At 46.5% G+C, this 13,659-nt stretch carries 11 protein-coding genes; 2 read left to right on the top strand and 9 right to left on the bottom strand.

The features are described 5' to 3' along the window. Window positions 1-16: 16 nt before the first annotated feature. The 9 genes from AB3351_RS18355 to AB3351_RS18395 all read right to left on the bottom strand — a co-directional run bounded on the left by AB3351_RS18355 (window position 17) and on the right by AB3351_RS18395 (window position 11,889). Window positions 17-247 (bottom strand): DUF2198 family protein, encoded by a 231-nt coding sequence (locus AB3351_RS18355; protein ID WP_371148605.1) that lies wholly within the window; start codon window positions 245-247, stop codon window positions 17-19. Further along, entirely contained in the window at window positions 244-1,563 is a 1,320-nt protein-coding gene (locus AB3351_RS18360; RefSeq protein ID WP_371148606.1) for a PDZ domain-containing protein, read from the bottom strand. Before AB3351_RS18360 ends, AB3351_RS18355 begins: the two co-directional genes overlap by 4 nt. 145 nt (window positions 1,564-1,708) lie before the next feature. Continuing rightward, window positions 1,709-3,166, bottom strand: coding sequence for a S41 family peptidase (locus AB3351_RS18365; RefSeq protein WP_371148607.1), 1,458 nt, complete (start codon window positions 3,164-3,166; stop codon window positions 1,709-1,711). Between the two features lie 235 nt (window positions 3,167-3,401). Continuing rightward, window positions 3,402-4,625, bottom strand: coding sequence for a murein hydrolase activator EnvC family protein (locus AB3351_RS18370; RefSeq protein ID WP_371148608.1), 1,224 nt, complete (start codon window positions 4,623-4,625; stop codon window positions 3,402-3,404). A gap of 28 nt (window positions 4,626-4,653) precedes the next feature. Further along, a complete protein-coding gene (gene ftsX / locus AB3351_RS18375) occupies window positions 4,654-5,547 on the bottom strand; it encodes a permease-like cell division protein FtsX (protein WP_371148609.1) in 894 nt (297 codons plus the stop codon). Further along, a complete protein-coding gene (gene ftsE / locus AB3351_RS18380) occupies window positions 5,537-6,223 on the bottom strand; it encodes a cell division ATP-binding protein FtsE (protein WP_371148610.1) in 687 nt (228 codons plus the stop codon). The genes ftsX and ftsE overlap by 11 nt, the downstream gene beginning before the upstream one ends. A gap of 265 nt (window positions 6,224-6,488) precedes the next feature. Beyond that, window positions 6,489-7,913, bottom strand: a complete 1,425-nt coding sequence (argH, locus tag AB3351_RS18385) for an argininosuccinate lyase (RefSeq protein WP_371148611.1) — start codon at window positions 7,911-7,913, stop codon at window positions 6,489-6,491. Between the two features lie 106 nt (window positions 7,914-8,019). After that, on the bottom strand, window positions 8,020-9,276 hold the full coding sequence (locus AB3351_RS18390) for an argininosuccinate synthase (RefSeq protein ID WP_371148612.1): 1,257 nt from the start codon (window positions 9,274-9,276) through the stop codon (window positions 8,020-8,022). Between the two features lie 123 nt (window positions 9,277-9,399). Continuing rightward, window positions 9,400-11,889 carry a Lon protease family protein gene (locus AB3351_RS18395; protein WP_371148613.1) on the bottom strand — a complete coding sequence of 830 codons (2,490 nt, stop codon included), beginning with the start codon at window positions 11,887-11,889 and terminating at the stop codon, window positions 9,400-9,402. 293 nt (window positions 11,890-12,182) lie between these two features. Between AB3351_RS18395 and AB3351_RS18400 the strand changes: the two genes are divergently transcribed. Beyond that, complete coding sequence (locus tag AB3351_RS18400) at window positions 12,183-12,650, top strand: DnaA N-terminal domain-containing protein (RefSeq protein WP_371148614.1); 468 nt, start codon at window positions 12,183-12,185, stop codon at window positions 12,648-12,650. 37 nt (window positions 12,651-12,687) lie between these two features. Next, window positions 12,688-13,593 (top strand): STAS domain-containing protein, encoded by a 906-nt coding sequence (locus tag AB3351_RS18405; protein ID WP_371148615.1) that lies wholly within the window; start codon window positions 12,688-12,690, stop codon window positions 13,591-13,593. Window positions 13,594-13,659: the final 66 nt, after the last annotated feature.

Genomic DNA, 13,659 nt, shown 5'->3' on the forward strand with positions numbered 1-13,659 from the left:
TTTCTTAGTCGTTTCTTCATTCTGTAAGATTAATTCCACGAATCCAGCGATATCCTGCATAGGTTCCGGCAAGTCCGCTTACTACACCAAGCAGAATAACGGGAAGCGGCTGGTAGGGTCCGTTGAAGGCGGCCATCATAATGCCTAGCGTAGCAATTGCCCCAACCCATATGTTCAGCGACACGCGGGAAATGATTGCGGCGAGAATAAATGGAACGATCAGCGCGATAACATATTTTATGATCATAATGATACATCCTTTCCCTGCTCGAGGGGCATGTCATTGGATCCAGCGTTACGGCTTGTCCGGATTTTGCGGAACAATCCAAACAACTTCCGGTATCCGAGTTCCACATACTCATTTGCCGAAGCATCAGGGGCAACAATCAATCCTAGCTGATGATGATCTCCTTGGTATACCGAACGCTGGACATATTTGATATGTCCTTCTTTATTCATTACTTCCATTTTACAAAAAGCCGATTGCTGCTGCAATGCAGGGTAAATCTCTTCTTTTCCATTGATTTCGTTACCGTTAATCCGCATGATTACATCACCAGTAACAATTTCCATCTCATCCGCCGGGCTGCCAGGCACGACGGCTAATACGCGCACCCCTCTCTTCAACTGAACGTAGAGCGGTGTATGCACGCGGCGCTGCCATTCGCCATAAATACGCAATCCTTCATGTCCAAGCAGCGCTATTACTCCACCGAGTACAGCGATAGGCAGCCATAAGGTACCGAGATAAGCTAGAAGCAATAAGCCGACACCAAGCCAGATAATCACCTTTCCTGCCCGCTGTGCTTTATCATGTGGTGTAGACAATACAGCCAAATCCGCATACCCCATCACCGAGGGAACAGGAAGAAGACTTAAGCCTGCGACTCCTGCATAGAACAGCGGCCATAGACTTGAGTCACCCGGCATGTAAACCGCTGCGCTCGATGCGTCACCCACAATGAATACGCCGACTGGAATCAACCAATATTTCTGGATTTCATACCCGCCGACCACACGCCCGCGTTCGCTTTTGATAAGTACAGGAGATAATCCCTGCTTAGGTACAAGCCGCACAAGCAGACCTTCAGCGATATGCAGCACTGCCACAAGAGCAAGAATCGCCGGAATATCAACCGACTGAAGCCAACCAAGTACCTTCTGCCCAATCCCGCTTATGTTCGCTGAGGGGATGAGCTTTGAAAGTGTCGAAAGCACGATCAGCAGACCACCGCTATAAGCAAAAGACAAAAAGCGAATATGCACCAAAGCCAGCACAGCGCTTAGTCCCCACAACAACAGCACATCATGATACGAAGGCGCCACACCTAGAGCAAGCAGCAGAACAGATGCCGCAATTCCGGCCGCCGCCCCGAATAATAACGCTCGCACCAGCTCTCCCGCTCCCGAAGTAATCCGCGCATGAAACAGCTTACGCTCCTGTATGATCTGCTTTCGGTAGGCCCATAATAACAGCAACGCAAATACATACAGCGCCGGGCTTATCAAAAACTTTGGTATAAGTAGTAATAGATCAACGATAAATCCTGACCAATCCTTCATCTCTATCCTCCCGATCAAAAAATCGAGCAATCAACACGCCTATATCCTCTCTTCTTCATCATAGCCACTATCAAAAGAAAAAACCACAGCATAAAGGCCGTGGTTGTATAATTCGATAAAATATGAGGTGAACCCTGCTTTTTTTCTAATTTGCTTCCCTGGATATTACTTCAAGCGCAGCTTGGAGCTGTAAATCATTTTTTGGATCTTGTATGCGTTTAATTAGCTCTTCTTGCATTGCGCCTGCTGTAGCCTTATCCACCTTTCCGGTGACCGAAAGCTGGTGCAGACTCTGGAATGCCTTGACCGCCGTCTCGGTACGGCTATCGAAGTATCCATCCGTCCTTCCCGGCGGCTGGCCTATACCTTTAAGAATTAATTGAAGATTCTTCACATCCGAGCCGTTCATATCACGTGTAAGCTCTGTTTTAGTAGGCAGCGGAGCCGCATTGAAATAATCGGGCTGCTCAATCTTTACATCCGGAGCGATCCCTTTCTTATGAATCCAGGTTCCGTCCGGTGTTAGCCATTTTGCGACCGTAATCTTAAGCTGGCTGTCATCTTCAAGCGGCATCGTATTCTGTACCGTGCCTTTACCAAATGAGTTGATGCCAACCACTTTAGAGCCGCTGCCCTGCAGTGCCGCAGCAAGAATCTCAGACGCGCTGGCGCTGCCTTTATCCGTTAATACAACAACCGGATATTTGACATCACCTTTTTCAGAGCGGAATACTTCTTTCTTGCCATCGCTATATTGCACCTGTAGAATAATGCCTTTGTTTGGTACAATCTGATTTCCAATCTCCACTACCGAATCCAACAGCCCGCCAGGATTTCCCCGCACATCAATAAGAAGCCCGTTGATATTCTGCTGCTCTAGCTTCTTTAATTCTGTGGAAAAGTGCTTGGCCGTATTCTCGGAAAACTGTGTAATCTCCAGCTTTCCATATTTCTTACCATTCTTCTCCATCGTCTCTCCGTATACGGTCTCGATTGGAATATTATCACGTACAACCGTTACATGCATAGGCTCTGATAAGCCTGGACGAATAATTTCAAGCTCTGCCTTCGTGCCTTTCGGTCCACGGATATGCATGACAGCATCGCTTAGACTTAGCCCCTGCAGACTCTTATTATTGACCTTAAGAATTTGGTCTTCCGGACGAAGCCCGGCTTTCTCAGCCGGCGAGCCTTTGAACGGAGATACGATCGTCACCTTCTCATTTTTAAGTGTAACTTCCGCTCCGATCCCTTCAAAGGTCGATTGCAGCGACGAATTGAAATCTTTTGTTTCCTTCTGATTCATATAATCAGAAAACGGATCATCTAGTGTCTTGACCATGCCTTCGATTGCGCCATCCACCAGTTCCGTTTTTCCTTTTTTCTCAAGCGCTGCATTGTCTATCATTTGATACGCTTCATATATTTTGGCTAAATCAGGGTTCTGATTTGCAGCCTGTTTCTGTGCGTCCTGTCCCTGCGGCGTATTCTTCTGCGAACCTGAAGCCTGTCCAAGAAACTTCTGGGCCGCAAGCGTAACAATGCTCGTAGAGACAATCAGCAGCAAAACAATAATCGTAAGCGTACGGCGTTTTATATACAAATACAAACACCACCTTTATACACAAGATACGGGAAGCGGGCATACCTTACGCCGTCCACTTCTAGTTCATCACTATATTTATGAGGCAAGCTGTCAGATTAGAAGCAGAAAAGCGAACCTAGCCACCACGCTTAGCACATTGCCTTTCCTTATCTATCTCTTCCATATTTATCCTCATTTTATTCATATATAACATAGGACGGATATATCAAAGATATATCCGTCGCTAACGTCATTAAAAGAAAGACAAAGGATTCACTTTTTGTCCATTCTTAATTACTGTCAGATGCAGGTGCGGTCCGGTCGAGCGGCCCGTTGAACCCACTTCTGCAATTTTTTGTCCGGCACTTACCTTCTGCCCTTCTGATACAACAATACCACCATGGCGAATATGCGCATACAATGTGCTCAAACCGTTACCATGATAAATCACTACCGTATTCCCATACCCGTTCATGTAGCCGGTAGAAGCTACCACACCATCCGCCGTCGCATAGATCGGCGTGCCTTGTGGCGCTGCTATATCCGTTCCATCATGGAACTTTCTTGTATGAAGAATCGGGTGTATCCGGTACCCGTAAGACGAAGACAGACGCCCGCCTGCGATCGGCTTCACGAATTGTCCGCCTGAATACTGAGGGTCCGGCGCCCAGCTTCCCGCATCGGAAGAGGATGCAGCAGCCGCGCGTCGCGCTTCTTCTTCCGCTCGGCGCTGTTCATCTATCTTCTGCTGTAGCTGATTGACCAATTCAAGCGATGCTTTTTCCTGATCTTCTTTAATCTCCAGCAATTCGCCCTCTTTTGTCCGAAGCTCATTAAGGATACGTTCACGCTCTTGCTTCTGTGCATCAAGCTTAGCTGCAAGCTGCTGCGCTTCTGCCTGCATGGATTTTAAGCTTTTGAGCTGGTCTTCAATTTGTTTTTTCTTCTCCGCGATGATATCACGATCGCGCTTATTATCTTCGAGAATGGTTACATCCTGATCCACAATTGATTTTACAGCGTCTAGACGTTCAAGAAAGTCGCTGAAGTCCTGTGAGCCTAGAAGTACTTCAATATATGAGATATCGCCCGCTTCATAAATCGCAGACACCCTTGTTTTCAACAGCTTGTCACGCTTCTGTACGCGAATAATCGCTTCTTGAAGCTGTTTGGCGGCTTCTTTTAATTCAGCCGTTGTTTTTTCGATTTGCTTGTTCAGCTCTTCGATTTTGGCCTGTGTTTCGTTCATTTTCAAATCAATGCTCATAATGTCTTCTTTGGTTGACTGCTGCTGATTTTGAATGCTATTGATCTGCTGATTAATTGAGCTAATCTTGCCCTTTGCCGCTTCGCTTTCTTTTTTGATTCTTTCAATTTCCTTTTGTACATTTGATACTTGATCAGCCTGGCTGACCGCCGGAGTAATTCCGGTAAATAAAATAGTAGCTGCTAGCGGAATCAGGAACTTTTTCGCCATCTTTTCCTCCCCAGACCCTCTTAATTTTTTATATGCGTAAGAACCGACGTACGGACATTAAGCTTCCCCAGATACCGATGAATGCGCCGATCCCAAGCAGAATAAGAGAAACCTGGAATGCAAGCGGATAGACCGGGAGTAAATCTAAGAAATAAAGGGCGAGCTGCTGTTGAACGAAATCGATCAAATAGCCGTACCCTACTGTTAAAATAATAATTGGTAGAATCGCACCCATAACACCCATCAAGGCTCCCTCAACAAAGAAAGGCCAACGGATAAATCCATTCGTGGCACCTACAAGCTTCATAATCTCGATCTCTCGCCGACGTGCAACAATGGTCAGCTTAATCGTATTGGCGATTAAGAACATCGCAGTGAATGCCAGTGCGATAATAAATGCAACAATCACAAAGCGTACTACGTCTGTAATTGCGAATAGTTTTTGTGTCGTCTGCTCAGCGTAATTAACCTTCTTCACACCGTCGACTGCTTGAATCTTCTTGGCTAGCGCTCCGGTTTGCTGCGGTGTCTTTGCTTTGACGATAAATGAATCAGGCAGCGGGTTCTCTTTTTCTAACCCATTGAACAGCGTACCCTTCTCACCAAAGCTCTTCTTTAAATTCTGAAGCCCTTCCGCTTTTGGAACAAACGTTACTTCAGCGGCTTCAGATAGCTTATTAAGCTGTTCTTCCACTCTTTTTGCCGTCGCCTGATCAGCCGTTACGTCAAGCGAGACACGGATCTCTACCTGCTTTTCTACGGTCTGGACAAGGTGCTGAATATTCATTGCCAACATTAAAAAGACGCCGAGAATTAACAGTGTGATCGTCACGGCACTAACCGAGGCAAAGGTCATCCAACCGTTCCGGCCCAAATTCTTAAATCCTTCGCGCAGATGGCGGGATATAGTGCTACTCTTCATAGCCATACTCCCCTCTCTGCTCATCGCGAACAATTCGTCCGGCTTCAATCGCAATGACGCGCTTGCGTACACTGTTTACGATGTCTTTATTGTGTGTTGCCATAATAATAGTTGTCCCGCGTCGATTAATTTCAAGCAGCGTCTGCATAATATCCATCGACGTATCCGGATCTAGATTCCCGGTAGGCTCATCGGCGATAATCAAATCAGGATTGTTTACAATCGCACGAGCAATCGCCACACGCTGCTGTTCTCCTCCGGATAGCTGTTCAGGTAATGAACGTGCTTTATGCTTTAAGCGAACAAGATCTAGCACTTCCATCACACGCGGTTTAATCTCTTTCTTCGATGCTTCAATAACTTCCATCGCAAATGCAACATTTTCATAGACTGTCAAGCGCGGAAGCAGCTTAAAATCCTGGAATACAACACCGATCTTGCGGCGCATATACGGGATTTGCTTTTCCTTCAATCGGCTAATATGCGAGCCGTTGATGACAATCTGACCCTTCGACGACTTTTCTTCTCGATACATCAGTTTAATAAAAGTTGACTTTCCCGCACCACTTGGACCGACTACATAGACAAATTCACCGTCTTTGATATAAACATCAATTCCCTGGAGTGCTACGGTTCCGTTCGGATACGTTTTCCATACATCCTGCATTTCTATCAAATACATCACCCAAACTACATTGTTTTATATTATTTCCTTGGAAATGACATCATTCAACAATAAACACCCTATCTATTATACCACTTGTCGAGCAAAACGCATGAATAATAGCACATTATTTTCGACAATTTTCTAGCAAAAAAAACATCCCCTTCCTGTGAAAGGGGATGATCTTACCGATAATCATTATTTCTTTCATATCCTGCCAGATCGTCTGGTTTATATCACAACGCGGCAGTCTATTAACTTTCTATACATATTTCTTCTAGAAGAGCTGGACGTCAATTTTTTGCAGATGATCGTCTATCCATTGCTGTGTGTGTGCAAGCTCAACAGATGCATTGGCAATCTGAATCTCCACCTGATTTTTGGCCGTACCACCCAGTACATTACGGGCATTAACCACATTTTGCGGATCAAGGGCAGTATAGATGTCGTCTTCAAAAAGCTCCGAGAACTGCTTGTACTCATCAAGGCTCATATCAAGCAGGTATTTGCCCTGCTCAATGCAGTACAGTACGCTCTTACCTACAACCTCATGCGCTTGGCGGAACGGCATACCCTTGCCTACCAGATAATCGGCAAGGTCTGTCGCATTCGAGAAGTCCTGGGCTACAGCTTGACGCATATTCTCTTTCTTAACCTTCATCGTACGAATCATTGGAGCGAACAGGGACAGCGCACCATGCAGTGTCGCCACCGTATCGAACATGCCTTCTTTATCTTCCTGCATATCCTTGTTATATGCGAGCGGCAAGCCCTTCAACACAGTAAGAAGTCCGACTAGATTACCGTAGACACGTCCTGTTTTTCCGCGCACCAATTCCGCCACATCCGGATTTTTCTTCTGCGGCATGATGCTTGATCCAGTACAGAAGGCATCATCTAACTCAACAAAGTTGAACTCGTCACTCATCCACAGAATCAACTCTTCGCATAGACGCGAGAGATGGGTCATAAGAAGCGAGGAGTTGGACAGGAATTCCACGATAAAATCACGGTCGCTCACCGCATCAAGACTGTTGGTGTATATTTTGTCGAATTTTAGCTGTTCTGCTACATATGCACGGTCAATTGGAAATGTTGTGCCTGCCAAAGCGCCTGCACCAAGCGGCAGTACATTGATACGCTTCCAGCTATCCATCAACCGCTCCGCATCACGCTGAAGCATGGCATAGTACGCCATCAAGTGATGCGCAAAGAGAATCGGCTGTGCTCTCTGCATATGCGTATAGCCTGGTAAAATCGTATCCGTATTAGCCTGTGCCTGTTCAAGCAGCGCCTCTTGCACTTTGGCTACCAGTTCCGTAATCTCAACGACGCGCGCGCGAAGATACAGGTGCATATCGGTTGCTACCTGATCATTACGACTGCGTCCGGTATGCAGCTTCCCACCAACCGGTCCGACCTGCTCAAGCAGGAGGCGCTCCACATTCATATGTACGTCTTCATTTTCTACTGTAAATTCTACATCTCCGGCTTCGATCATCGCTGCAACCTTTTTTAGCCCCTCGGCAATGGTTGCCGCTTCTTCTTCACCGATGATGCCGCACTTACCGAGCATAGACACATGGGCAAGGCTTCCTGTAATGTCTTCTCTCCATAGCTGCTGGTCGAATTGAATCGATGCTGTATATTCTTCTACAAGCTTATCTGTCGCTTTGGTGAACCTTCCGCCCCATAGCTTCATAAAATGCAGGCGCTTCCCCGCGCGATACCGAACCGCGAAGGAAAGCGCCTCCCTCCTCTCTCTTACTGCTTTTCAGTTTCTTCTATAATATAGACCGCAGTCATACTTACGCTTGCTCAACAGCTTCTTTCTTATCGATCACAACCGTTTTTGGCGTATGATCCAATTGATCTTTATTTGTTTGAACGAATACTTTTGTCTGCAGACCCCACAGTTTAACGAATCCAATCGCTGCTTGGTGATCGAATGTATCTTCGGCGCTGTAGGTTGCTAAGTTCTCATCATACAGAGATGATGCTGATTTTCTGCCGACAACAATCGCATGGCCTTTGAACAGCTTCACGCGGATCGTGCCTGTTACGAATTTTTGCGTCTCTTCCACAAATGCTTTAAGCGCATCTGTAATCGGTGAGAACCACAGTCCTTCATAGATAACCTGCGAGATTTTTTGCTCAACGATCGGCTTGAATTGCGCTACTTCACGCGGCTGCGTCAAAAACTCCAACTCGCGGTGTGCCAAAATCAGCGTAATCGCACCCGGTGCTTCATATACTTCGCGGGATTTGATGCCCACAAGACGATTCTCCACATGATCAATACGACCAACCCCATGCTTACCTGCGATTTGGTTAAGCTCAAGGATTAAAGTGGACAGGTTCATCTGCTTACCGTTTAAAGCGACCGGCTTGCCCTGTACGAATTCGATCTCAATCTCTTCCGGTGTATCCGGCGTATCTTCAAGATGGTTTGTGAGGTCATATGCGCCTTTTGGCGGTTCGTTCCACGGGTTCTCCAATTCTCCACACTCGCACGCACGGCCCCATAGGTTCTGGTCGATGCTGTATGGATTATCAAGATTCACCGGGATCGGAATATTGTGCTCCTGTGCATATTTAATCTCTTCGTCGCGGCTCATGCCCCATTCACGTACAGGCGCCACGATTTTAAGATCAGGATTCAGAGCCGTAATAGAGACGTCAAAGCGTACTTGATCGTTTCCTTTACCTGTGCAGCCATGCGCTACCGCTACCGCACCTTCTTCTGTTGCGATGTCAACTAGCACCTTCGCGATCAGCGGACGAGAGAGCGCAGATACAACCGGATATTTACCTTCGTACATTGCATTGGCTTTCAATGCCGGTAAAACAAATTCATCCGCAAACAAATCTTTCGCATCCACAACGTAGGATTTAATCGCTCCAACCTGGATTGCCTTGTCGCGTATGAAATCCAGATCCTTTCCTTCACCAACGTCTAGAGCTACTGCAATTACGTCATAATTATATGTTTCTTGAAGCCATTTAATCGCTACTGATGTATCTAAACCGCCTGAATAGGCCAGAACCACTTTTTCTTTTGCCATAATGTAAATCCTTCCCTTCGTGCCTCGCACACAATTTATTCTCTATGCAACATTATGCATCTTTATTAATAAAAATTCAATACCCTTTTTGAAAAAAATTTGTTGGCAGACAAAAAAGGCGTCTTAGCTTTTTTCTCCTTCATCTTCTGATTCGATCAGCTTCTGCATGGCACGTGCATCAACATCAATTACCAGGTCGGCTGCATCTTCTTTCATAGAAGAAGACATCTGCCCTAGCCGCCGATTGACTTCACCAAACAACGTACCCGATTCATACTCTCCCTGCTCATCACACATACCGGCAGCGACCCCGGTCAGAATTTCGATGCCCTCTTCAATCGTGCGGACCTGCCAGATATGGAATTGTCCCGCTGCGGCTGCTTCTACAATCTCTGGACGCAGCATTAAATTCTTTACATTTTGGTGCGGAATGATGACACCTTGCTCCCCGTTTAAGCCAAGCGCTTTGCAAACGGCAAAAAACCCCTCAATTTTTTCATTTACGCCGCCAATCGGCTGAATCTCACCAAACTGATTAACAGAGCCTGTTACCGCAATTCCCTGCTTGATCGGAATGTCGGATAGAGAGGACAGAAGCGCATACAGCTCTGTGCTGGACGCACTGTCTCCATCAATCATGCTGTATGTTTGCTCAAAAGTAATGCTGGCCGATAACGGCAGCGGTTTATCCCGGGCGAACTTCCCAGCTAAGTACCCACTTAAGATAAGCAGTCCTTTATGATGGAACTGCCCGCTCAGCGATGTCTCCCGCTCAATATTGATAATCCCCTGACGGCCGATGAACGTGCGCGCGGTTATACGATGCGGCTGGCCGAATGTATAATCTCCTGTCTGCAGCACCGCCAATCCGTTGATTTGGCCTATTTTCTCACCTATTACATCGACCATAATCGTGCCTTCTTCTATCAGCTCACGCATCTTCTCATCCATACGATTCGCCCGGTATTCCTGCTCGGCCAGCGCCTGATATACATGAGTGGCTTCTACAATCACCGCGCCCTCTTCTTCCGCCCAGAAGCTTGCCTCGACAAGAAGACGGGTTAGGTTATGGAAATCGGTTGTAAGCTTACGCTGATCACCTGCGAGCCGCGCACTATGATCCAAGAGCGCAGCCAGCGCGCTGCGATGAAACGGCAATAGGTTCTGTTTGTCTCCGTAGCTGCGGACAAATGCCGCAAATGCATGATAATGCTGTTCGTTCTTTTTCATATCGGTGTCGAACTCTACTTTTACCTTGAACAACTTCGGAAAATCTTCATCCAATTCCGACAATACATGATAGATATACGGGCTTCCAAGCAGAATGACCTTCACTTCAAGCGGAATCGGCGCAGGCTTAAGGCTGCTTGTTGCAATCAGCCCGTGCTCTTCCGATACGTTCTCAATGCGCATGCTGCCTGTCTTAAGCATCCGCTTCAGGACATGCCAGGACAGTGGATTACGCATTAGCTCAGCAATCTGCACGATAAGATACCCGCCATTCGCTGTATGTAGCGCACCGGGTTTAATCATCGTAAAGTCCGTCGTCATCGCTCCGAACGTGCTGCGATATTCCACTCGGCCAAATAAATTATAATAGGTCGGATTGCTTTCAAACACGACCGGCGCACCTACCGCCAGGCTATTGTCTACGAACAGATTAACCTTATAGCGCCTAAGCCCCTCTTCCTCGCTGTGCTGCAACAGACGCGCCATCGGATTTGCTTCCTCGGAATTCTCCTTGAAAAAATGGTGATTCTCAATCACATCTTCTTCATATGCCTGCAGGTACTGTCGTACTTTCTCGTCCGTATAAAGCGCTGTAACCGGCGCAAATATGTGCTGTAGAATGTGACGTACTGAATCTTTATCTAAACGGGCAACCTCCTGCTCCGCTTCCTTCTCCAACAGTTGAATCTGTCGTACCGAATCCGCTACCTCCTGCTCTAGACGCTTGCTCTTCTCCTTAATCTCCTGGCGGGATACATCCGGCAGACGGCTATATTCTTCGTTGCTGATCGGCTTGCCAAATAGGAGCGGAATGGTTGCAATGCCGCCTTCCGGGGTTCGCTCAAGCGAGAAATGCAACTCACGCGCCAGCTCATCCATTCGCTTCCATACTTCCTGCGCTCTTTTCTCAAAATTTCGCATAATAAAGCGACGGTGCTCCTGATAATCATCGCTTGCAAATGCAGCGCGGATCTCCCGCTCAACCGTGCGCAAAAGCTCGTCCATTGTTGTCTTGAACGATTTGCCTTCTCCTGCGGGAAACGATAGCGCTAACGGCCGATCCGGGTGCAAAAAGTTATATACATAACACCAATCATCCGGCGCAGATCCTCCTTCTGCTGCCTGTTTTGCTTTTGCCCGCGTATATGTTGTACGTCCGGTACCCGGAGGCCCCGCAACGTAGAGGTTATACCCTGCCTTTTTAACCTTCAGTCCGAATTCCATGGCTCGTACAGCACGGTCCTGACCGATGATTCCGTCCTGGAGCGGCTCGATCTGCGCCGTTGTTTCACAAGGAAACGCTTCCGGCGGTGTCGTTACACGCAGCTTGTCTAACGGTACTTTTCTTTTCTGTATGTCTTCATTTCCTACTCGTTTGAACATTTCAGCTCATCCCTTCCGGCGTGCACGTTTATCCTCTCCATCATAATAGATCAGATCAAAAACCTCTACACATGTTTCTGCGCTGTACGTTATCGTAGAACAAAAAAAAACAAAACCGATAATTCTTCCAACTGTCTATGGGAATTTGTCCCCTATTGACAGAAACTTCACTTTATTACTTTCCGCCCTTTCAGTAGATGGGATTTTTAGCCGATATGTATAGTAGCATGTTCAACTGTATAATCATTCTCATGACATATTTTCGAAAAAAAACCAAAGCGAGGAACACCCTCATGAAAACGATAGAAGAAATATGGACAGAAACACTGGAACTTCTACAGAAAAAAATGTCGCGTTCTAGCTTCGAAACATGGATTAAAGGTCTTAGCATCCAGAAGTTCGATACAAAAAAGCGAACGGTAACCATCAATGCCGAAAATGAATTCACCCGTCAATGGTTGGAGACTCGCCTCAAGCATATTCTTGAAGATGCCATTCACGAAGTGACGGGAGAGCCGTATGCGATTTCTTTTGCCGTGCGGGTAAAAACATTTATGCGCTATAGTATGGAGCAGGTGCCGACCCGCGTCGATCCACATGAAGAACACGCTCGCCAAAACAGCGACATGCTGCAGCAGATACTAAAAGAGCTGCAATCCCTGCACCAGCGCTTCGATCGTATGGAGACGGAGCTTACCGACATCAGAAAAGAAATCAAGGCAGCCAACAAACCGACCAAAATTCCACGGCCGCTGCAATAAACTCAATGGATTCCATATTTATTATAGAATTAAAGATATGTTACACTATAACCAGGCAACTGATTCTGAAGTGAAGGGAGCCGGTATGGTGAGTCTGAACAGCGAAGGCAGCATACTGAAGAAGAATTATGTACATGAAGTAGCTGTCTATTTAAAAGAACAGAACGAAGAACTTGGAAAGAAGATCCTTGCCAAAACAATCAAACAGATGGATTTAGAACTTCAAAATAAAGATGAACAAATTCATGAAGGAAGCTTTTCTAAGCTGATCGAACAGATTGGAAGCTCACTCTTATCTACAACAGATGAGCCTATCACTAATCATGGAAACTACGATACACAGAACTACTTTTTTCAGCGGGGCGTCGCGCTAAAAGATACGGTCGCTATTCTCTCCGAATTCCGCCTGTGTCTATTCGATGAAGTGGATCGGTTTATAACCAAGATGGATATTTCCAAAGAAGACATCCTCTTTATTTATCGTCGCATCACCCGGACATTCGATAACACCCTAAAAGCGACCACAGTTCAATTCAGCAAACTTCGTGATGACATCCTGAAAGAGTCGATGAACGCTCTAGCTGCACCCATCGTTCCTATCCAGCAAGGAAAAGCAGTACTCCCACTTATCGGTCACATTGACACATATCGGGCCAATCATATTATGAACACCATAATCCCAAAAGTAGCCGAGATGAAAATTAATTGTCTAATTATCGACTTCTCCGGTATCCAGGTAATCGATTCATTCGTAACAAGCCACTTGTTCAAAATTACAGCTACGCTTCGCCTGCTCGGCATTAAGGCGATGATTACAGGGATTCGCCCTGTATTGGCCGAGACTGCCGTGCGGATTGGCATTGACCTATCTGATATCGAAACATTTGCTACCGTACAACAAGCACTGGAGAGCATTGAAAAAGAAAAGCCTGTCGAGCGTTAACCTTGTTCGGCTCCTTATAAAGAACACCCCCGGCTCAATTGGAGTCGGGGGTGTTGTCTATTAGAG

Source organism: Aneurinibacillus sp. REN35 (assembly GCF_041379945.2).
GTDB lineage: Bacteria > Bacillota > Bacilli > Aneurinibacillales > Aneurinibacillaceae > Aneurinibacillus.

Coding starts and splice junctions, on each gene's coding strand:
- AB3351_RS18355 (WP_371148605.1), bottom strand. CDS start 247: ATGATCATAAAATATGTTATCGCGCTGATCGTTCCATTTATTCTCGCC.
- AB3351_RS18360 (WP_371148606.1), bottom strand. CDS start 1,563: ATGAAGGATTGGTCAGGATTTATCGTTGATCTATTACTACTTATACCA.
- AB3351_RS18370 (WP_371148608.1), bottom strand. CDS start 4,625: ATGGCGAAAAAGTTCCTGATTCCGCTAGCAGCTACTATTTTATTTACC.
- ftsX (WP_371148609.1), bottom strand. CDS start 5,547: ATGAAGAGTAGCACTATATCCCGCCATCTGCGCGAAGGATTTAAGAAT.
- argH (WP_371148611.1), bottom strand. CDS start 7,913: ATGAAGCTATGGGGCGGAAGGTTCACCAAAGCGACAGATAAGCTTGTA.
- AB3351_RS18390 (WP_371148612.1), bottom strand. CDS start 9,276: ATGGCAAAAGAAAAAGTGGTTCTGGCCTATTCAGGCGGTTTAGATACA.
- AB3351_RS18395 (WP_371148613.1), bottom strand. CDS start 11,889: ATGTTCAAACGAGTAGGAAATGAAGACATACAGAAAAGAAAAGTACCG.
- AB3351_RS18400 (WP_371148614.1), top strand. CDS start 12,183: ATGAAAACGATAGAAGAAATATGGACAGAAACACTGGAACTTCTACAG.
- AB3351_RS18405 (WP_371148615.1), top strand. CDS start 12,688: ATGTTACACTATAACCAGGCAACTGATTCTGAAGTGAAGGGAGCCGGT.